The organism is Paenibacillus polymyxa (genome assembly GCF_018614975.1).
Lineage (GTDB): Bacteria > Bacillota > Bacilli > Paenibacillales > Paenibacillaceae > Paenibacillus > Paenibacillus polymyxa_E.
The window spans coordinates 348373-369470 of the sequence record NZ_JAGGNR010000011.1; the positions used below are offsets into that span (position 1 = coordinate 348373).

Consider the following 21098-nt stretch of genomic DNA (forward strand, 5'->3'; position numbering starts at 1 on the left):
GCGTGGGGCGTCTAATAGGTGTCTGGTAATGCCCAAGCGGTCAGTCGGAGTTGGAAAATGACAACATGCGGCGAAAAAATATGAGAATGGTAGGGGTGAAGGATGAAGAAGTTCGGTTTTTTGGTACTGTTATTTGTCTTTGGGCTCGTATTACCGGGCTATAGTCACGCAGCAACAGACACGAAAATTATCCTGGACGGAAAAGAAATCGTGCAGCCATCGGATACAAAAGCGGAAATTATCAACAGCAAGGTGATGGTTCCGATCCGGGTTGTGTCCGAAAATCTTGGGTATAGCGTGGAGTGGAAGCAGCAAACGCAAACGGTGACTATCAGCAAAGACAACACTGCCATGCAGATGATTGTTGGACAGAAGACGGCAACGGTGAACGGCAGTAACGTAACCCTGGATGCCCCGCCACTCGTGAAAAACGGTACTACACTCGTGCCTCTCCGATTTATTGGTGAGGAAATGGGTCTTAAGGTGGGTTGGAACAATACCACGAAGACGGTAACATTAGTTACCCAGAATTCAGGTTCCGGAAACGGGACAATCACTCCTCCGAACTCTGGCAATAATGGCGGGGGATCGAATCAGGAAGGTCTTGTACTGGTGAACGGCATCAGCTTCAGCGACAACCGCCTCATGATAGCAACAAGCGGAAGTACGAAGCCGAACGTCTTCACGATGACAGGACCAGATCGGATCGTTATAGACTTGCCGAATACCGCATTTGCTGATTCATTCAGTGAAGGACAGGCTCTAGACAGCAACCAGAATGGACAACTCGTCGTTAGCGGCTATCCGGATGTGTCTAAGATTCGTTACTCGTTATACAGCAACAGTCCGTCCACACTTCGTTTTGTGATCGATCTGTCCAGTTCGAAAGGGTACAGTGTGCAAAATGATTCTGGACTAATCATGATTAACCTCGACAATCAAAGTGGTACTCCTGCTCCTCCAGTTGGTAATAATGGCAAAAAAGTTGTTGTTATTGATGCAGGTCACGGAGATCAGGATCCTGGGGCAATTGGTGTAACTGGTAAACGTGAAAAAGACTTCAATCTGGCAATGGCTCTGAAAGTGGAAGCCTTGTTGAAAAAAGAATCCAAAATTGACGTTGTGTTAACGCGCAGCGATGATACATTTTTGGCATTAAAAGAACGTGTGAAGATTGCACAAGATATAAAAGCGGATATCTTTATCTCCATTCATGCTAACAGTGGCCCAGTTGCTGCGAACGGTGTAGAGACATTCTATACACGCTCCAACAGCAAAGCACTTGCCACTGTAATGCACAAGTATCTTTTGCAGTCTTCCGGACTGAAAGATCGTGGAGTAAAAACGGCAAGTCTCCATGTAACCCGTGAAACGACAATGCCAGCAGTTCTGCTGGAAGGTGGATTCCTTAGCAATAAGAGCGACGAAGCTGCCCTGTTCACCGAGAGTTTCCAGAACAGTGTTGCCAAAGGGATTGTTGCAGGAATCAAGGAGTATCTGGGAATTAAATAAGGGACAAGCCCTTATGTTGAGGAGGCGGAGTTAGAATGAACAAGAAAATATGGATTGCAGCCTTGCTGGTTACGGTTATGGCAGTTGCTGCTGGATGTGGAAGCAAGCCAACAGCCGCTCCGAATCAGACGCAAGGCGCAGGAACCGAGACCAATGTAACCGAGGTTGAAGGCGAAACAATTACTGAACCGGTAACCGCTGAACCTGAAGAGAACACAACATCTACAGAATCCACGGAAGGCAGCTCAGAAGAGACGACTACTCCGCCTAGCGGAACGTCCACGGAGACGCCAGCAACTTCCGAAGGTAATGAAAAGAAAACGATCACTGTAATCTATACAGATGAAGAAGAACTGGAGTTGCACAAAGCTTCGGTAGAGATTTCATATGCATCGGAGGATGCAAAATACAAAGCTGCCTTTGAATCATTGCAACAGAGCAAAGACGACAAATTAGTTCCACTGTGGGCTAAAGAAATTGAATTGAAATCTGTACAGTTCAAGGATGGAGCTCTTACGCTGGATATTCATATGCCAGATACGGCACGTCTTGGAGCAGGTGGGGAATCTTATGCGCTGGATGCCCTAAAACAAACGTTCTTCCAGTTTGACGAAGTGAAATCACTTGAGTTACTGGTGGATGGTCAGCAGACTGAGAGTCTGATGGGCCATGTGGATCTTGAACATCCAATGACAAGATCCGAATAGGCTAAACAGCATGCTGTTGTACCGTTAATCCACGGAATATGGGTCGTTTTACATGAGAGAGGGGAATCATAGGTGACTTTTAAATATAACAATTCATCACACTCTAAAAAAGTAGTATCAGCCGTGCTTGCAGGCATGATGGCTCTTAGCGCCGGCGGAGCTGCCATGGCAGCAGAATCAACTGAAACGGGGCAGGGTCAGACTGCTGCAATAACAAATACGGCTGCACCAACTAGTTTGTTCAGTGACATCAAGGTCGGATATTGGGCTGAAAAACATGTGTACAAACTGGCATATCAAGGCATTCTTCTCGGTAACAACGGCCTGTTCCGTCCAGGAGACGCGGTAACACAGCAAGAAGCTGTAACGATGGCAATCCGTTTTATGAATCAAGAGGGCCAGTTGAATACCGATACGGCTGCGGCATTACCGACAAACATGGAAGTGGGAAATTATTTCAAGCCATATGTCGCGCTGGCACTTCAACTGGGACTGATTGACAAGACGGAAGAATCAACGGTGGATGTATCCAAGACATCCTGGGGTCAAAAGCCGGCTTCACGGGAATGGATTACGAAATTGTTAATCCGTTCACTGGACAAAGATGCTGAAGCCAAGGCACAAAACAATCAATCTACCGGATTTGCTGATAATGCAAGTATTTCCGAAAGTGGTAAAGGTTATGTCAATCTGGCTGTTAGCCTGGATCTGGCCAAAGGTGTGGAAGGTAACAAATTCAATCCAACCGGTTCCGTAACCCGTGCTCAACTGGCTACCTTCTTCAGTCGTGGTGAATCGTTAACGGATACTAAGTACCCGAACACATCCACGGGTTATGTGACTGGATTAAAAGATGGGCAGATCACGCTGGTTGTGGACGGTAAAGCCGTTAACTTCGCAGTGAACAGCAGTACGCCTTACTTTACGAAAGACAGTGAAACTCGTGCTTCCGCCACAGATGTGAAACTATATACGAAAGTTATGGTTATAGGTTCGGCAGGTGGGGCTTCCTATGTGGAAGTTGTGGATGCTACACCACAGGTGGAAAGTGTTGAAGGTACATTTGCACGTTCATTGTCTGGTAATAAGATTGGTATCTTTGTGGGCGAGAATTACGAAACGTACAGTTATGATGAGGCAACTGCATTCATCGATCAGAATGGTAATGCAATCAAACTGTCCGATATTACGGCAGATAGCATCATCGAAGTACAGCGTGAGACGTTCTCGACTGACAAAAAAACAGTCGCTATTCGTGTGAAATCCGGCATTGTTAACAAGAGTGACAATGGCGTAGTTGCTGAAGTATCCACTTCTGGCAAAACGATCAAACTTGTCAATGCAGCGGGTGCAACAGAGCAGTTTGCATACAATGACAATCTTCTTATCACATATCAAAACCGTATCATGTCAGTGGCTGATCTCAAAGCCGGCAGTGCCGTGAAATACACCGTAAATGACAGTGTTTTGCAAACTATCACATTGTCTCAAGGTGTGGAGCAATCTGTGCGCGGAACATTGGTTGAGATCGGTGGCAACCAGTCCACGTTAACGTTCAAACGTGAAGGGGGCTCCCTTGAGGCGAAACTGCTGACTGAAAAGCCGGAAGTTATTATTAATGGTATTCAGGATGCGACGCTAAATGATCTCATCACAGATGCAACGAACGGGGATCAGGTGGAGTTGTCATTAAACGCTGACGATCAGGTAACGCGTATTCAGGTGATTGGACGTCAAATGGAACCTATGAACGGAGTAACGGTTGTATCTTACAACAGCAAAACAAAGGTACTTACCGTACTGGACAACAACAAAAAACCGTTTGTATTTACATTGGACGAAAAAACCAAACTGGACTACAATACGACCAAACCTACACTCGCTGGTCTGGAGTCGATTTTAAATGATGGCCGCAAATTGGATCTGACCTATGTGGGAACACGTGCATTGTCCGTTAAAGTGATTTACAAGTATGAAGGTACGATCAGCAACATTGACACAACGGGCAGAAAAATCAGTGTGTTGTCTGGTAATCAGACGATTACAGTGCCTTATACTACAGCACCTACGGTTGAGATCTATAACAAATCGGGCGCAAGTCTGGGAGATTTGAAGATTGGTGACAAAGTGACCGTAACGCTTGGAGCAAATCAGGATGTAGTGCAGAAGGTTGCGCTGAACACTGTGGCTCAATTCGAAGTGGTTGCCTTGGAAGCAAATAGTCGTATTCGAGTAAAATCCGATCTGTTGACTAGTCAGTTCTACGTGGATCAAGCAGTACTGACAGGAGAGAGTGGTCAGACGATCACGACTTCACAACTGACAGCAGGCAACCTGATTAATGTAACGTTTGAAGGAGCTACGCCAAAAGCGGTTCAAGTCGTGAAGCGTACGCTAGCTGAAGTTACTGCGGTGGATGCTTCATCTGTAACGCTCAAACAGTTTAACGGTCAGATTGAAACCGTGCCTGTTAGCGGTTCGGTTAAAGTCGTAAAATCTGGCTCCACATTAACTTCATTGACGAGTCTTACGGTCGGAGATCGTGTGGAAATGACAAAAGATACGGATAATTCCACACGTTTCAGAGTACTGACTGTCATGAGCAAACAATTCTGGTCTTATGATGGCGTGGGTAACCAGATTTTGGTTAAACGGGAAACGACAGCAGACACGAACTATCGTTTTGCACTCGGATCAAGTGTATTTGTTCACCAGGGTGACAATACTTTAAGCGTGCAATCTCTCAGAGATAATGATAATATTGTATTGTATCTCCTGAACAATGTTATTCTGGAGATTCAAAAACAGTAATCGTTTCTTTTCGAGGATCAAAAGAATGACCGTCTTGATACGGGATCTTTCCCGCATCAAGACGTTTTTTTTGCAAGCTTTTTGAGGTCCCCGCAAAGTACTCGGATGAAGCTTCGAAGTAAGGCTCCGCAGAGTGGAGTCATTTTGTGGGAGGTAGCTCTTCATGAACGCAGCGACGGTTAGACATATACTCGAAACTATGGAAGCAATGTTTCCTGATGCACATTGCGAATTAAATCACAGCAATGCATTTGAATTGACGGTAGCTGTCCTTTTGTCTGCCCAGTGCACCGATGAAACGGTTAACAAGGTCACCGCAGATTTGTTCCAGAAGTACAGAAGCCCAGCAGATTATCTGGCGGTTCCTCTCGAAGAGTTGGAACAGGATATTCGGCGAATCGGTTTGTACCGGAACAAGGCCAAGCATATTCAGAACATGTGCCGAATTTTAATAGAGCAGTATGGCGGTGATGTACCGCAGGAACATGATCAGCTTGTGACGCTACCAGGTGTCGGGCGGAAAACCGCGAATGTAGTTGTTTCCAATGCGTTTGGAGTACCGGCAATTGCGGTAGATACGCATGTTGAACGTGTATCCAAGCGGCTGGCGCTTGCAGGTTGGGATGACTCCGTACTTGAAGTCGAAAAGAAACTAATGAAGCGCGTACCCCGGGACGAGTGGACTTTAACTCACCACCGGTTTATATTTTTTGGACGCTACCATTGCAAGGCACAGAACCCTGCGTGTCATATCTGTCCATTGCTGGACATATGCAGGGAAGGGAAAAAACGTATGAAAACGTCCCAAATCAGGAAAGATAAGGAACGTGTCACCACCCGAAAACGAAAAATAAATTAATGAGCAGAAAAGGATGAATAATCATGAAATGCATTTCCGTGTACACTGACAATTTTGAGGCCTTCTCCGATATCTTTGAACAAATCGTTGAACAGGAAATGGCTGAAAATGAAGAAAAAGAAGTAGAAGGCATCACAGTAAGCCACTCTGGCGACGTGCCTGAACATTATCTGGAGCGTATGTCCGTTAAACCAGAAGTTGTGGTTATGAGAGACAAAGGCAGAGACATTACAATTCTGCAACATGGACAAGTATTTGAAATCTTGCTGCCTTCCATGGAGAACGCAGTTTCATAAGAAGTGATTACACTATTGGTTCTGTTGTATTAATTTTGCTAAATACCGAGTATAAAACGTATTACAGATAAAACCGACTTGTTCGGTTTTATTTTTTTTAGATTTATAGAACTTATACGTTCATTTATGTATATTCAATTCCAACCGTTCAAATTCAAACTTGATAATGTTAAAATAAATGTTGTAAAAGAGATAGACGTCGAAATGGATGTCAAATTAGAGGAGCCAGGGGGAAGGCCAGTCATGTCCAGAACAGATTACCCAAAAAAAATGGCCAAACCTCTGCTTCCGCTGCGTGAAGCGATGGAGCAGACAGGGGACCATACGGCTGTACAGGCTATAACGGATTTAATCAGCAAGGCGGAAATGAAACATCTGACGATTGCGTTCTGTGGTCATTTCTCTGCAGGCAAATCGAGTCTCATCAACAGTTTATGCGGTAAGCGGGTGCTGCCTTCAAGTCCCGTTCCAACAAGTGCAAATGTGGTATCCATACGTAATGGTAAGCCAAGAGCGCTTATTTATACTACTCCAAACGTAAGCGCTGACAATGGAGCAGGAGCACTTGAAGTTTCTCCAGAGGAATTGGAGGCGTATTGCAAAAATGGTGGAGCTTATAGCTCAATTGAGGTATGGGATGATATTCCTCTGCTGAAAGATGATGCTGTCCTGCTGGATACACCAGGTGTGGATTCAACAGATCGCGGACATAGTCTCGCAACCCATTCCGCGCTTCATCTGGCGGATGTGGTCTTCTATGTCATGGACTATAACCATGTTCAGTCCGAGACAAACCTTTCATTTGCCAAGAGTCTGTCGGATTGGGGCAAGCCGCTGTTTCTGATCGTGAACCAGATCGACAAGCATCGGGAGCGTGAGCTCTCTTTTGACCAATATACCGAAGGTGTCGAAGCTATATTTGCGGCCTGGGAAGTCAGATATGACGGACTGTTGTTTACTTCCCTCCGCGACAAGCAGCATCGCTACAACCAGTGGGATGTGCTTCCGGAACTCATTGGTCACATGATGCAAGAGAAGGAAGCGTTAATTACGCACAGTTTGGCAAGTTCGGCCAGTCATGTAACGGAGCAACATCTGACGAGAGAAGCGGAGAAACGTGAAGACGAAGAGAATTCCCTGCTGGATGAGATTGGTGGCAAGGAAGGAATTGAACGCTTGGAACGAGAGCTGGAGCTTCTTGATCAACAAGCAGCAGACATTCGTACCGGGCCTTCGCGAGTGCGCGAGAAATTCCGGGCAGAGCTGGAACCTCTTCTGGCAAATGCAAATCTTACACCTGCGGATATTCGTGCGTCGGCTGCCGCCTATTTGGAGAGCCGCAAACCAGGTTTCAGGGTAGGCTTATTGTTCTCTGGTGGCAAAACCGAGCAGGAGAAACAACGCCGTGCTTCTGAGCTGGTCAGACTGTTACAGGATCAGGCTTCCGGACAAGTCGAGGTACATATTCGTACGATGCTTAGACAGCTGGGTGAATCCCATCAGCTATGGGGAGCGGAGTGGGAGCAGGCGCTTAATACAGAGCTGCCTGCTGTAGATGAAGCACTGCTGGAGATGAAACGCAGTGCCAGTGCAGAGGTATCTCCCGAGTATGTGATTCAGTTCAGTAAAGATGTGCGGGGCGAGATTGAGGCCCGCTATCGCAGGTCGGCCATGATGCTGGCCGACCGCATGCTGGAAGCGCTGGGCGCGCGAGGCGAAGCCGCGCTCCAGGCGCTGGACGCCAGCCGCGCAGCGCTGCTGGCGCAATCCGCGGCGGCGGCGCGCTACACGGCGCTCCAGCGCAGCGCCGCCGCAGAGGCAGCAGGGCTGCGCAGCCTGCTGCCCGATGCGGGCCCACTTCCCTCCGGGCTATTGCCGGAGGTGAAGGGCCCGCACGTGCCCGCGGTGCCTGGACCGGGCGAAGCTCCCGGTCCGCATGCGGGCACATCAGCGTCTGTGGCTGTGCAGCCACAGACGCCAGCGGCACCGCCGCCAGCGCAGCGCGCAGTCGTAGCAGCGGCGGTGCCTGGGCCATCGTCGGCGGCTGGTGCGCAGCGCCGCCAACGCCTGGACGCAGCAGCGGCACGGCTCGAAGCCGCTGCTGCGCTGGTGGAGCCGTACCCCGCCATGGGGTCGGCGGTACGGGATCTGCGTGCACGCGCGGCTTCGCTTGCGGGCGGCACGTTCACTCTGGCGCTGTTCGGAGCATTCAGCGCCGGCAAATCCTCCTTCGCCAACGCGTTGCTGGGCGAAGCTGTATTACCCGTCTCGCCGCATCCAACGACAGCGGCGATTAACCGGATCATGGCTCCTGCCGGGGGCGCGGAGCATGGAACAGCCCGGGTCCGCATGAAGACCCGGGAGGCCTTCCAGGAAGACCTCGGCTATTCCTTCCGTCTGCTCGGACTGGGTGAGCCTGGAGCGGAGTGGCAGAAGCGAGTACGCTCTCTCTCACCACAGGATGTACACCCCGCGGGGCGCCCGCATTACAGCTTTTTGCAGGCAGCGGCAGCCGGCTGGGAAGAAACAGCGGACCAGTTAGGTCAGGATGTGCTGGTGGATCTGGACGGTTATCGTCACTTTGTGGCAAACGAGAAAAAGTCCTGTTTTGTAGACAGTATCGATCTGTATTACAGTTGCGATGTAACTGAACAAGGCATTGTATTGGTCGACACACCAGGAGCGGACTCCGTGAATGCTCGTCATACGGGTGTAACCTTCAATTATATGAAGAATGCGGATGCCCTCATTTTTGTAACGTATTACAACCATGCTTTCTCCCAAGGAGATCGCCAGTTCCTGAATCAGTTGGGACGTGTTAAGGATAGTTCTGCCATGGATCAGATGTTCTTTGTTGTGAATGCCAGTGACCTGTCTTCCTCTGAGGAAGAACTGGAGCAGGTTCTCGATCATGTGAGCACCCAACTGCGCAGTAATGGAATTCGGGCACCACGACTCTTCCCGGTATCCAGCATCCTGGCGATGGAAGGCAAGATGGCCGGAGATTCGAAGCTGCTGGAGCAATCCGGATTTATCCGGTTTGAGGAAGAGTTCAACCAATTTGCGGGCAGAGAATTAGCTGATCTTGCCGTCGGTGGCGCTTCCGAAGAGATGGCACGTGTCATTCAGCGTTTGAAGAAACGCGCGGAGGATGCAGCTCAGGGTGAGGAAGCCTTGCAGCAGCGTCGGGATGAACTGGAGACCATTCAGGGACAGTCACGCCAGCGCATACAGCAACTTGCAGCACGATCCATGAAGGAAGAACTGTCACAGGAAACAGCAGAACTGCTCTTCCATGTGCGGCAGCGACTTGCTTATCGCCTTGGCCTATTCATGGCAGAAGCATTCCATCCATCCGTACTTCGGGAGGATCGGGGCAATCTGAAGATGGCTTTTGCAGCCTGTGGACGTGAACTGTTGCGTATGATTGCCATTGAACTGGAGCAGGAACTGCTCGCTACCACCCTCAGACTTGAACAGGCGGGTCAGACCTGGCTGATGAAGCAAGTTACGGATTGTATAGATGAGGTGAGACAGTTATCAGGGGGCGTGGATGTGTCACTGCCACTGAACGAACGCTGGAGTACCCCTGTGCTTGAAGAAATTCGTCTGGATGAACCATCTGGATGGAAAAGCTATTTGAATTATTTCCGCAATCCGAAACAGTTCTTCGAAGGGGATGGGCGTCAGCGGTTACAGGAGGCACTGGATCCTGTCCTCAAACAGATGATCATTGAAGTGCTTCCTGCTGCACAAGACAAGCTGATTCAGTTTTATGACAACCAGCTCTGTCAATCCTTGCAACACCAATCCCGTCAGTTGGAAGAACGTCTGGACGAGGCGGTGAGCGGAATTCAAGATACACTGGAGAGCGGAATTCCGGCGGAGCAATGGACCAGCTTGTCTAACCAACTGGAACAGATTGAACGCAGTTAAAATCACGGCATAACGCGTATTCTCTGGAAGTCTTTGTAAAACAAAATGAATGATACAGCAACACATTGAAAATGTTGTGAAAATCAACCCAAAAAGGCCCCTGCCGAAAAGGCATATAGGGAGCCTTTTTTTGGTACGAACAACCTGAAATAAAGAGAATATTCAAACATTTGATTGAAAGGTGGGTATTTACCTTCGTTAATGCGTCAATAAGCTGAAAGCAGGCAGAATATGGTCTGTTATTCGCTTTGCCGCGAATGGGGTACGGTGATAAACTTCATAAATGTTCATCGTATTTTTGAACGATATAAGAGGAGGAGAAACATGGATGTTCTTAGGCAACTGCAAACCTTTTTTTGGGAAAAGCGAACGTATTTATTTGTATCAATCTTGTTCCTCGCCATAGCGACCGCACTAGGGTTGGTGTATCCGTACATGCTGAGGATACTGATTGATGACATCATTGTTCCGCGCACTTTTGAAGACGTTCCCATAATTGCTTTGACTGTGTTAGGTGTAGTTATTTTGAAAGCGGGAATGCAGTTTTTACATGGCTTTTTTGGAGGACGCTTGGGTAACTTCCTGGCGTACAGACTTCGTAACGCATGTTACGAAAAGCTTCAATTTTTATCCTTCCGTTATTATGATACGGCCAAGACAGGTGATCTGATGTCCCGCCTCACGGGAGATTTGGAAGCCATCCGTAACTTTATTGGATTTGGTTTCGCCCAGATTCTCAACATGGTTTTCATGGTCGTATTTGGCGCAATCATGATGATCACCATGAGTTGGCAGCTGACGCTGTTCACGCTCATATGTATCCCATTACTTGCCTTTGTTGCGCTGAGATTCGAATCCAAAATTCACCCTGCATTTCAGGAGATGCGGCTGGCACTCAGTTCACTGACAACAGCGGTACAGGAGAATATCACTGGCGTACGTACGGTAAAATCCTTTGCACGTGAGCCTTATGAAGTGGAGAAATTTTCCATACGTAATGAGCGTTACAAGACAAATCAGATTCATGCCGCAACATTGTGGAGTCGCTATTTTCCAATCATGGAGATTCTTGCTTCGGTGAGTATCGTGCTGTTGCTGATAATCGGTGGAAGAATGGTTATACAGAAGACGCTGACACTCGGTGAACTCGTTGCCTTTTTCAGTTTGATCTGGTACATAATCGGTCCAATGTGGAACCTTGGGTTTCATATCAACAACTATACGCAATCCAAAGCTTCAGGTGAACGGGTGCTCGAACTGCTGAATACGCCAGTGGATGTGGAAGAAACGCAAGATCCGGTCATTGTGGAGGCAGACCAGGTCAACGGCCATGTAACATTTGAATCCGTTACCTTTGCCTACGGCAATAAAATGCCAGCGGTAACCGATATTAACTTTGATGCTGCACCCGGTTCTGTAATCGGTTTCCTCGGGGGAACAGGGTCAGGTAAATCGACTATCATTCAGCTTCTGATGCGGGCATATAACGTGAACTCGGGAACGATCAAGCTGGATGGCAAAAACATCAAAGATATAGGTATTCGCAGTTTGCGGAGTCAGATCGCTTCTGTTTTCCAGGAAACATTCCTGTTCTCATCCAGTATTCGCAATAATATTTCCTACGGACTTAAGAATGTCACCATGGATGAGATCATCCGTGCAGCCAAGCTGGCCAAGGCTCATGACTTCATTATGGAGTTCCCGGACGGATACGACACGGTGGTTGGTGAACGCGGCATGGGTTTATCGGGTGGACAGAAACAGCGGATTGCGATCGCAAGGGCTTTGCTGAAAAATCCGAAAATTTTGGTACTTGATGATGCGACAAGCGCCGTGGACATGGAGACGGAACATGAGATTCAATCTGGTTTCCAGGAAGTCATGCGCGGCAGAACGACATTTATTATTGCACACCGGATATCTTCACTGAGACATGCAGATGAGATTCTGGTGCTCGATGAAGGCCGCGTGGTACAACGTGGCAAACATACCGAACTCATTGAGGTGCCTGGACCATATCAGGATGTTTATAAAATTCAATATGCAGATTATATTGCCCGCGGTAAGCGGGAGGCTGGGGAGCAGGTGAATTCATGAGTGCCGAAACGATAGCAGACAGGCGCGAGGCAAAAGAGGCCTCTGAGAAGAAACTGAATGAACGATTTGTGTATCAGGATGATGAAATTATTGAAAAACCGTTTAACTGGAAAGAATTCGGACGTTTGTTTGCATACATGAAACCTTATGCAAAACAACTGTTACCACTCGTTATTCTAATGATGATCTTGGGCACCATTACGAAATTGTCCGTACCGTTTCTGATCAGTCTGGCAATTGACCGGGCCATCGCACCTGCAACAGGGTTACCAAGCTTGACTATGCTTTATCTTATCGCAGGCTCCATATTTGTGTTGTATCTGATTCAATGGGCTGCGAATACGTATCGGATCAAACTGACAAACATTATCGGACAGCGCGTTATTTATGATCTTCGCTCGGATTTGTTCAAGCATATCCAGAAGCTGTCCTTTAACTTTTTTGACAAAAGACCGGCTGGTTCGGTACTGGTGCGTGTTACGAATGATATTAACTCCCTTCAGGATCTGTTTACCAACGGTGCCGTTAACGTCATGATCGACTGTGTACAGCTGCTCGGGATCATTGTAATCTTGCTGTTGATTAACTGGAAACTGGGTCTTGCCGTGATTATTACGGTGCCAATCATGTTTATCATCTCGACCAAACTGCGGGTGCTGATCCGTCGGGCTTGGCAGGATGTGCGCATGAAGAACTCTCGGATTAACTCCCACTTAAATGAATCCATTCAGGGGATTCGAGTGACTCAGGCTTACACACAGGAAAAAGAGAACATGAAGTATTTTGACAACATGAATCTGTCCAGCAAAAAGTCATGGGATAGAGCATCAGCGATGAACCAGGGCTTCGGACCGCTGATTGAGATTACCGGCGGATTCGGTACATTAATCCTCTTCTGGTTTGGTGCTTATCTGATTCAGGAAGGTCAATTGACTGTGGGATTACTTGTTGCCTTTGCCAACTATGTCGGCAACTTCTGGGACCCAATCAACCGTCTGGGACAGATGTACAATCAGTTGCTGGTTGCGATGGCATCATCGGAGCGTATCTTCGAATTCATGGATGAAAAACCAAGTATTGCGGATAAACCAGGTGCCAAGCCACTTCCTTCTATTAAAGGAGATATCGCATTCGAAAATGTTGTGTTTGAATACGAGAAGGGCAGACAGGCGCTGAAAGGGATCAGCTTCTCGGCGGCTGCGGGACAATCGATTGCACTTGTTGGTCATACGGGCTCAGGTAAAAGTACGATCATCAATCTGATCAGTCGTTTCTATGATATATCCGGCGGACGTCTCACCATTGACGGACAGGATGTGCGGGATGTAACGGTAGAGAGTTTACGCAGCCAGATCAGCATTGTATTACAGGATACCTTCATCTTCTCGGGGACGATTCGTGACAATATTCGATTTGGACGACTGGATGCAACGAATGAAGAGGTGGAGGACGCAGCCAAAGCAGTCAATGCACATGAGTTCATCATGAAGCTGCCTGGCGGATATGATACCGAAGTAGAGGAACGCGGGAACGTATTATCCATGGGACAGCGACAACTGTTATCCTTTGCCCGTGCGCTGCTTGCTGATCCACGCATACTGATTCTGGATGAAGCTACAGCCAGCATTGATACGGAGACAGAGCTTAAGATCCAGGAAGCGTTAAAGGTGCTGTTGCAGGGAAGAACGTCCTTTATGGTCGCTCACCGTCTCTCAACCATTCGGAATGCAGATAACATTATCGTCCTGGATCATGGTGAAATCAAAGAAGAGGGCAACCATGAGCAGCTTATCCAAAAACAAGGCGTTTATAATGGATTAATAGAAGCTCAATACAGATTTTTGTGATGAACTCCTTGGACGCCTGTGAAGCGTCTGAATAGATATGAACTTATAATACTCTGGCGTTCTATAGCCTGATCCTTCAATAATAAGTGCATCTTATTCATTGAAGACAGGTTAGAGGATAGCCGGAGTGTTTTTTTTATTCGTTAGTGTGGTATGTTATATTTTTGAAGAATGAAATCAATACAATCGTTCATGGCTGGAGGGAGATCAATGCAGATGGACAATAACGAAATAAATTCAAAGCATTTGGATCACCTGGATCATATGAATTTTAGGCTCCTTCACGTGAATTATATGAGTGATCCTGCGACGGAGTGGCTTCTGAGGAAACACTTCATTGAAACATACATGTTATTATTTGTAGCCAGTGGACAAGGGTGGTTAAAGATAGATGGCAGTTTCATTGAATTGAAGGCGGGCGGACTGTATGTAGGCTTCCCGGGGCAACTGGTTGAGGCCAATGTGCATTCGTTGGATGAACGAGGCGTGTATCACATGAGTTTTGATGTCATGTACGCACTGGAGCAGGAGGGTGGAACAGCCCTTGAGATGATGAAACAACTTTTACGTAATGACGTGAATGGCGAGGTCAGCTCATCTTCACCCGTTGCTGTTGGTGTGATCTGTCAGATGATTTACCACCACACATTGAAGAAGGATGGCTTGCAAAGGTACTATGGTCAGATTCGTTTTCAGGAACTGTTGTATACCATGTTTTACGACGTGGCCTGTGCCGAAAAGACGGATATGGCTTCACCAATTGAACATGTAAAAGGCTACATGGAGCAGAATTATTCGAAGAGATTAACCATTGAGGAATTATCAAATGTGGCACGAATGAGCCCTCGACACTTCATGCGTTTATTCAAGAAAAGGTATGGTTATAGTCCAGTGGACTATTTAACGCTATACCGAATTAAACAAGCCCAGATCTTAATGAGAAATGATCACAGTTATCGACTCAAGGATGTGGCATCGTACGTGGGTTATCAGGATGAAACGTATTTCCGGCGTAAATTCAAGCAAATCTCTGGCATTCCACCAGCAGCATTTATACGTAATAGTAAACAAAAAATTGCTGCAGTTCATTCTCTGAGCATTGGTATACTGCTTGCATTGCAGATCATTCCATGTGCCGCGCGGGCAAGTCATCCATGGACATACTATTATAGACGTAAATATGAAACGGACAAAGTTATGCCACTTGCAGAGAGTGAGACCACCTGGCTGGAACAGCTTCGATTAGTTAAACCTGATTATATTATTACGATTGGGACAGAGTCTGAGGCTCTGCAAAGTCAGCTTCAATCCATTGCTCCTGTGTGTGACCTCCCGTGGGAAAAAGGCGATTGGAGAGAACATTTGAGATATGTTGCAAGCTTTTTGGACAGATCTGATATTGCAGAGGTGTGGCTTCAAAGATATGAACAGAAGGCAAAAAGCATTAAGAATCAGCTTACAGATTTCATACGAAAAGACAGGCTCATTGTACTCAAAGTTCATGGTGAAGCGTTGCAGATGTTAGGCCCAAGGAGCATTGCTTCCGTTTTTTACGTTGACATGCAAATGGAGGGTCCCGAAGGAGTTGAGACTTATTGGGAACGGGGCACAGTGACCATTAAGGAGTTATCTGTTCTCAACGTGGAAAGAATATTACTGATTGTGGGGGATGATGAGACATCCAGGCAGACATGGTCTGCTGTGTGTAAGTCTGAAGAATGGCTTGCATTGTTAGCGGTACAGAATGGCAGAATGGATATCCTGTTGTCGAGCGTTCTGCTGGACTACACTGCGTTTACCCATGAGCTTATGTTGGACGAAATATTAAAGTTATGGCAAGATCGTCCATAGCAAAAAGTCTGAATAGTCAATATCATGCCTGAACATATTTTATTATACTACTCCTATATCGTAGTGATAATGATAATTATTATTGATTAGACATTGTCATATATTAATGACCTATAGGGGGTACATACAGAAATGAGATTCAGATGGTTAACCGTCATATGCACAATGATCTTGATGCTTGTTATTTCGGCTTGTGGTGCAGCAGGCAAAGAAACGTCCACAAGCGAGGGACAAGAAGCGGGCACCACCAATTCGTCAACAACAGAAGCAAGTCAGGTGAAAACAGTGAACACGGAAATGGGAGAAGTTGAAATCCCGGTAAACCCACAAAAAATAGTTGGTCTGTCCGTTGTATATCCAGAATTTTTATATTCACTTGGCATCGTACCCATTGCTGTACAGAACTACCATGAGGATTTTCCTTCTTACTTGCAAGAGCCATTCGCAAACACGATGAAAATGGGTATAGGAAGAACGCCTAACTTTGAAGCCCTCATGGAGGCAGCTCCAGATTTAATTATCGCTCCTGACTGGTGGTCCAAAAAGGATTATGATCAGCTTACTCTGATTGCACCTACCGTACTTTTGCCACAGCGTGATGATTGGCGCGATGAAATGCGGGATATGGCCAAAATTCTGGACAAAGAAGAGCAGGCAGAAAAGGTTATTCAGGATTTGGTAGCAAAGGAGAAGGTAGCTGCTGACAAATTGGATAAGCTGATTGGTGAGGAGACTGTTCTCTACATTAGAGTGATGGAAAAAGAAATCGTACTTCATGGGGAGAACCTTGACCGAGGAAACTTCATTCACAAACGATTGGGCATGAAGCCACTTCCGAATTTCCCGAAAGATCAAACTGCCATGTCCGTATCCTTGGAAGTATTGCCTGAATACGATGCAGATCATCTGATTGTTCAGTTGGATGATGAGACAAATCCGGAAATTAAAAAGAAATTTGAAGATATGTTATCGACATCGTTATGGAAAAATCTGAAAGCTGTTAAACAGGACCATGTTTACATGGTGGGTGGCAAAGAATGGTTTAATCTGGGAATGTCCCCGCTTGCTGATGAATATGTCATTGACGATATTGTTACTGCTTTTGAAGCAAAAAACAAATAAAGCAAACTGCTAAAGTTACATGTATCTCGAATTCATAACTAAATTAACAGGGTGTGTTTAAAATGAATGAAGAAGATATCTATGATGTAACCATCATTGGAGGCGGCCCTGCCGGCATGTATGCGGCTTTTTATGCAGGGATGCGCGATATGAAAGTTAAAATCATCGAAGGTAAAGACCAGCTTGGTGGATTTCTGCACACCTATGCGGAAAAAACAATTTGGGATGTAGGCGGTCTGCCGCCTATGAAATGTTTGAAGTTGATCGAGTGGCTTGTTCAGCAGGCCAATACATTTAATCCAACGGTTGTATTGAATTGCAAAGTGGAAAGGTTCAATCGACTGGATAACGAAATATGGAGTATGTCTACCACTGGAGGCGAGATACATTATACGCGTACGATGATTGTTGCAGTAGGCCGGGGTATCGCAGAAATTCAGAAATTGGAGCTGCAAGAGCCGATTGAATGTGAGTATGAAAATCTTCATTACACCGTGCAAAATCCAGAACATTTCTCTGGGAAGCGTGTGCTTATTTCAGGTGGAGGCAACAGTGCAGTAGATTGGGCAATTGAACTTGCTCAACTTGCTCGTAGCGTAGTCGTAATCCACCGGAATAATGAGTTTCGCGCGATGGAACGAAATGTAAGTGAGATGAACAGCATAACGGATGTGAGAACACCATACAGCATCACGCAGCTTCATAATAATGGCAAGCGAATCCAGCAGGTTGTGATCACGCATATGAAAACTCAGGCCAATGTGGTGCTGGAAGTGGATGAAGTCGTTATTAGTCATGGATATAAAAGCAATTTAAGTGATCTTGCCAGCTGTGGCTTAGAAATGGACGATGGAATGGTTCTAATGAGCCACCATGCACAGACGAGTCTTCCGGGTATTTTTGCAGCAGGGGACTGTGCGACCCACGAGAGCAAAGTTAGACTCATTGCAGGAGCCTTCAATGATGCGATCGTGGCAGTTAATAGTGCCAAACAATATATGACGCCAGACGCACCCCAGATGGCTTACGTTTCCTCCCATAATGAAATCTTCCGAGAAAAAAATCGACAAATTCCAAGTCTTTAAACTTGGGATTTGTTTGCCCATTCCGATTCGTTGGACTATCAAAGTCTGCTCTTTTAACATTTCCTTAATTTTGGGAGGAATGGAAAGAGTATCGAATCTGTGAGCGGTAATTGTAAAATTTGATCGAAAAAACACAAAAAATCTTGTAAAATTCACAAGAAAAATAGGGAGCACTCTTGCAATCTTTAACCAAAACCCCGAAAATAGAGAGACAGATATAGAAGATTTCTCTTTGGGAGGATTGGAAAGAACATGTGGGGTGCTCCTTTTACGGCTCAAGCCAAAAAAATGCTGCTACTAGGCAGTGGAGAATTGGGAAAAGAGGTCGTTATTGAGGCCCAACGACTGGGAGTAGAGACGATCGCTGTTGATCGTTATGAGAACGCACCTGCAATGCAGGTCGCGCACCGGTCTTACTGCATCGACATGCTGGATGCCGAAGCTTTGAAACAATTGATCCGTAAAGAAAAACCTCATTACATCGTACCTGAGATTGAAGCTATTGCAACAGAAGCATTACTGGAGCTTGAGGAAGAGGGGTTTTGTGTAGTACCTACTGCCCGAGCTGCACGTCTAACGATGGATCGCGAAGGCATCCGTCGGCTTGCAGCTGAACAATTGAAACTTCCGACAGCTGACTACCTTTTTGCGGACAACCTGGAACAACTTCAGGAAGCCGTACGTGAGCTTGGCACACCTTGTGTGATTAAACCATTGATGAGTTCTTCCGGCAAAGGGCAGAGTGTATGCCGCACACCGGGCGACGTGGAGGATTGCTGGAACATTGCTCTTTCGGGGGCTCGTGGCAAATCCGTTCGTGTTATCGTGGAGAGCTTTGTGCAATTTGACAGTGAGATTACATTACTCACCGTTAAGTCTGTATCAGGCACCGTATTTTGTCCTCCGATTGGTCATATTCAGAAGGATGGGGATTATGTCGAATCCTGGCAACCTCATGCAATGACTCCTGAGCAATGGCAGAAGGCTTGTCATATTGCCAAATCCGTTACGGATGAACTTGGCGGATATGGACTGTTTGGAGTGGAATTATTCCTCACCTCGGATGGTGTTGTGTTCAGCGAGGTATCTCCTCGTCCGCATGACACAGGTATGGTTACAATGGTGACGCAAGACAGTTCCGAGTTTGCGCTGCATGTACGTGCAATTCTTGGTTTTCCGGTCACAGGTGTACATCTGTTGACACCGGGAGCTTCAGCAACGCTGAAGGCTAATGATGCAACATCTGACTTTACTGTAGGCGGGATTGAAGAAGCACTGGCTCTTCCTCGTACTCAGATTCGTGTATTTGGCAAACCTGAGACCAAAGTAGGACGCCGAATGGCTGTAGCCTTAAGTGCTGGCCAAGATGTGGAAGAAGCTCGTAAAACAGCGGTACAAGCCGCTAATATGCTGAAAGTGGAGGTAAATCATGTCCAATAATGCCCTGGCCCCTGTACTGATGATCCGAGAGTGTGAGCTGCGAGATGCTGAAGCGGTAACGGGACTGATGCGAGAGGTCAGCTACCCGACAACAGCCAATGTCATGAAAGAGCGCATTAAATATTTGGAGACTAATCCAAACGCTTGTATGCTTGTTGCCGAAGTGGACGAACAAATTATTGGTGTGATTGGCTTGCAATGTGTACAAAGTCATGCCTATCCAGAACCAGCAGCACAAATTACTTCCCTCATTGTAGGTCAGGAATATCGTAGAGGCGGAATTGGTCGCCGACTGATGGCTCGTGCTGAAGAGTGGGGTAGAAAAAAAGGCGGTAAGCAACTGTTTTTCATGGGTGCGAACCGTGAAATTACTTCCAAAACATGTTCTTTCTATGAGCATATTGGCTTCCAGAAGAAAGGCTATCGTTTCAGTAAAGTTCTCTTGTAATTAAACGATTCTCATTATATCGTGATCTTCACGTTCTGTTGTGGTGAATGATAAATAGATGATGAAGTGGCATTCGACAAGAATTTTTTGTCCGAATGTCTTTTTTTATGGCTAAAAAATGACAAAAAAGTTACTTTTCCATATTTTATAGGTTCACAATCTTCTGTTGAATTGATATACTGCTAGAGTATTCATTACAAAGTTGTAATAACTAATTCATAAGGAGATGAATAAATTTGAAGAAGAAATGGATGAAAACAGTCGTAACAAGCAGTCTGACAGCTGTACTGGCCGTAGGGATCATGCTCCCTGCCTCCGCATCTGCTGCAGATACAACATATAAGACTACAACGACGTACAAGATTACGAGCACAGACAGCCTGAAGGCTTACATTGAGAAATGGCTGAAGCAAAACGGATACACCGTATCCGAGGGACAAATAGTAGTGAAGCCTGTTGAGCAGCCAGAAACTACAAAGCCTGCTACTAAACCTGAAACTGCTAAACCTGAAACTGCTAAACCTGCTCAACCAACTGCAAAGCCTGAGCAACCGACTAAACCAGCACAACCAGCTCAAGAAGAAAAACCGGCAACTACACCAGCAAAAGATCCTTCAAACACAGGTAACACAGGTAATACAGGTAACAATACAAGTAATAATGGTAGCGAAAGCACACAATCCGACTTTGCTACTCAAGTTGTAAAACTTGTGAACGCTGAGCGTGCTAAAGCAGGTCTGAACGCTCTGACTTCAGATGCACTTCTGGACAAAGTAGCTGTTGCTAAAGTAAAAGATATGAGTAACAATAACTATTTTGATCACCAGTCACCTACGTATGGTTCTCCGTTTGATATGATGAAACAATTCGGAGTAACTTACAGCTATGCAGGTGAGAACATTGCCAAAGGACAAAAAACACCTCAAGAAGTTGTTACAGCCTGGATGAATAGTGAAGGTCACCGTGCCAATATCCTGAGCAAAAACTTTACGCATATCGGTGTAGGCTACTACAACGGATACTGGGCACAAGAGTTTATCGGTAAGTAATCGATTTATAATGAAGAGAGTATGGATTTCTTTTCCAC

General features: G+C 46.3%; 14 protein-coding genes. All 14 read left to right on the top strand.

Annotation, left to right across the window (positions count from 1 at the left end; genetic code table 11):
* Window positions 1-102: 102 nt before the first annotated feature.
* The 14 genes from J7E78_RS10210 to J7E78_RS10275 all read left to right on the top strand — a co-directional run bounded on the left by J7E78_RS10210 (window position 103) and on the right by J7E78_RS10275 (window position 21060).
* Window positions 103-1512, top strand: coding sequence for an N-acetylmuramoyl-L-alanine amidase (locus J7E78_RS10210; RefSeq protein ID WP_215076051.1), 1410 nt, complete (start codon window positions 103-105; stop codon window positions 1510-1512).
* A gap of 35 nt (window positions 1513-1547) precedes the next feature.
* Window positions 1548-2219: a GerMN domain-containing protein gene (locus J7E78_RS10215; protein ID WP_215076052.1), complete on the top strand. Its 672-nt coding sequence runs from the start codon at window positions 1548-1550 to the stop codon at window positions 2217-2219.
* A gap of 72 nt (window positions 2220-2291) precedes the next feature.
* Window positions 2292-5030 (top strand): S-layer homology domain-containing protein, encoded by a 2739-nt coding sequence (locus tag J7E78_RS10220; RefSeq protein ID WP_215076053.1) that lies wholly within the window; start codon window positions 2292-2294, stop codon window positions 5028-5030.
* A 163-nt stretch (window positions 5031-5193) separates the two neighbouring features.
* Window positions 5194-5889 carry an endonuclease III gene (gene nth, locus J7E78_RS10225; RefSeq protein ID WP_036607558.1) on the top strand — a complete coding sequence of 232 codons (696 nt, stop codon included), beginning with the start codon at window positions 5194-5196 and terminating at the stop codon, window positions 5887-5889.
* A 23-nt stretch (window positions 5890-5912) separates the two neighbouring features.
* On the top strand, window positions 5913-6185 hold the full coding sequence (locus J7E78_RS10230; protein ID WP_017687779.1) for a hypothetical protein: 273 nt from the start codon (window positions 5913-5915) through the stop codon (window positions 6183-6185).
* Window positions 6186-6428: 243 nt separating this feature from the next.
* On the top strand, window positions 6429-10121 hold the full coding sequence (locus tag J7E78_RS10235; protein WP_215076054.1) for a dynamin family protein: 3693 nt from the start codon (window positions 6429-6431) through the stop codon (window positions 10119-10121).
* 324 nt (window positions 10122-10445) lie between these two features.
* Window positions 10446-12218, top strand: coding sequence for an ABC transporter ATP-binding protein (locus J7E78_RS10240; RefSeq protein WP_215076055.1), 1773 nt, complete (start codon window positions 10446-10448; stop codon window positions 12216-12218).
* Window positions 12215-14065, top strand: a complete 1851-nt coding sequence (locus J7E78_RS10245; RefSeq protein WP_215076056.1) for an ABC transporter ATP-binding protein — start codon at window positions 12215-12217, stop codon at window positions 14063-14065. Before J7E78_RS10240 ends, J7E78_RS10245 begins: the two co-directional genes overlap by 4 nt.
* Window positions 14066-14275: 210 nt before the next feature.
* Window positions 14276-15916, top strand: a complete 1641-nt coding sequence (locus J7E78_RS10250) for an AraC family transcriptional regulator (protein ID WP_215076057.1) — start codon at window positions 14276-14278, stop codon at window positions 15914-15916.
* 132 nt (window positions 15917-16048) lie between these two features.
* Entirely contained in the window at window positions 16049-17038 is a 990-nt protein-coding gene (locus J7E78_RS10255; RefSeq protein ID WP_215076058.1) for an ABC transporter substrate-binding protein, read from the top strand.
* A gap of 62 nt (window positions 17039-17100) precedes the next feature.
* Entirely contained in the window at window positions 17101-18123 is a 1023-nt protein-coding gene (locus J7E78_RS10260; RefSeq protein WP_215076059.1) for an NAD(P)/FAD-dependent oxidoreductase, read from the top strand.
* Between the two features lie 252 nt (window positions 18124-18375).
* Window positions 18376-19563, top strand: a complete 1188-nt coding sequence (gene purT / locus J7E78_RS10265) for a formate-dependent phosphoribosylglycinamide formyltransferase (protein ID WP_215076060.1) — start codon at window positions 18376-18378, stop codon at window positions 19561-19563.
* Window positions 19553-20011 carry a GNAT family N-acetyltransferase gene (locus tag J7E78_RS10270; protein WP_215076061.1) on the top strand — a complete coding sequence of 153 codons (459 nt, stop codon included), beginning with the start codon at window positions 19553-19555 and terminating at the stop codon, window positions 20009-20011. The genes purT and J7E78_RS10270 overlap by 11 nt, the downstream gene beginning before the upstream one ends.
* Before the next feature lie 236 nt (window positions 20012-20247).
* A complete protein-coding gene (locus J7E78_RS10275) occupies window positions 20248-21060 on the top strand; it encodes a CAP domain-containing protein (RefSeq protein ID WP_215076062.1) in 813 nt (270 codons plus the stop codon).
* The last annotated feature ends 38 nt before the right edge of the window (window positions 21061-21098 follow it).

Coding starts and splice junctions, on each gene's coding strand:
- J7E78_RS10210 (WP_215076051.1), top strand. CDS start 103: ATGAAGAAGTTCGGTTTTTTGGTACTGTTATTTGTCTTTGGGCTCGTA.
- J7E78_RS10215 (WP_215076052.1), top strand. CDS start 1,548: ATGAACAAGAAAATATGGATTGCAGCCTTGCTGGTTACGGTTATGGCA.
- nth (WP_036607558.1), top strand. CDS start 5,194: ATGAACGCAGCGACGGTTAGACATATACTCGAAACTATGGAAGCAATG.
- J7E78_RS10230 (WP_017687779.1), top strand. CDS start 5,913: ATGAAATGCATTTCCGTGTACACTGACAATTTTGAGGCCTTCTCCGAT.
- J7E78_RS10235 (WP_215076054.1), top strand. CDS start 6,429: ATGTCCAGAACAGATTACCCAAAAAAAATGGCCAAACCTCTGCTTCCG.
- J7E78_RS10240 (WP_215076055.1), top strand. CDS start 10,446: ATGGATGTTCTTAGGCAACTGCAAACCTTTTTTTGGGAAAAGCGAACG.
- J7E78_RS10245 (WP_215076056.1), top strand. CDS start 12,215: ATGAGTGCCGAAACGATAGCAGACAGGCGCGAGGCAAAAGAGGCCTCT.
- J7E78_RS10250 (WP_215076057.1), top strand. CDS start 14,276: ATGCAGATGGACAATAACGAAATAAATTCAAAGCATTTGGATCACCTG.
- J7E78_RS10255 (WP_215076058.1), top strand. CDS start 16,049: ATGAGATTCAGATGGTTAACCGTCATATGCACAATGATCTTGATGCTT.
- J7E78_RS10260 (WP_215076059.1), top strand. CDS start 17,101: ATGAATGAAGAAGATATCTATGATGTAACCATCATTGGAGGCGGCCCT.
- purT (WP_215076060.1), top strand. CDS start 18,376: ATGTGGGGTGCTCCTTTTACGGCTCAAGCCAAAAAAATGCTGCTACTA.
- J7E78_RS10270 (WP_215076061.1), top strand. CDS start 19,553: ATGTCCAATAATGCCCTGGCCCCTGTACTGATGATCCGAGAGTGTGAG.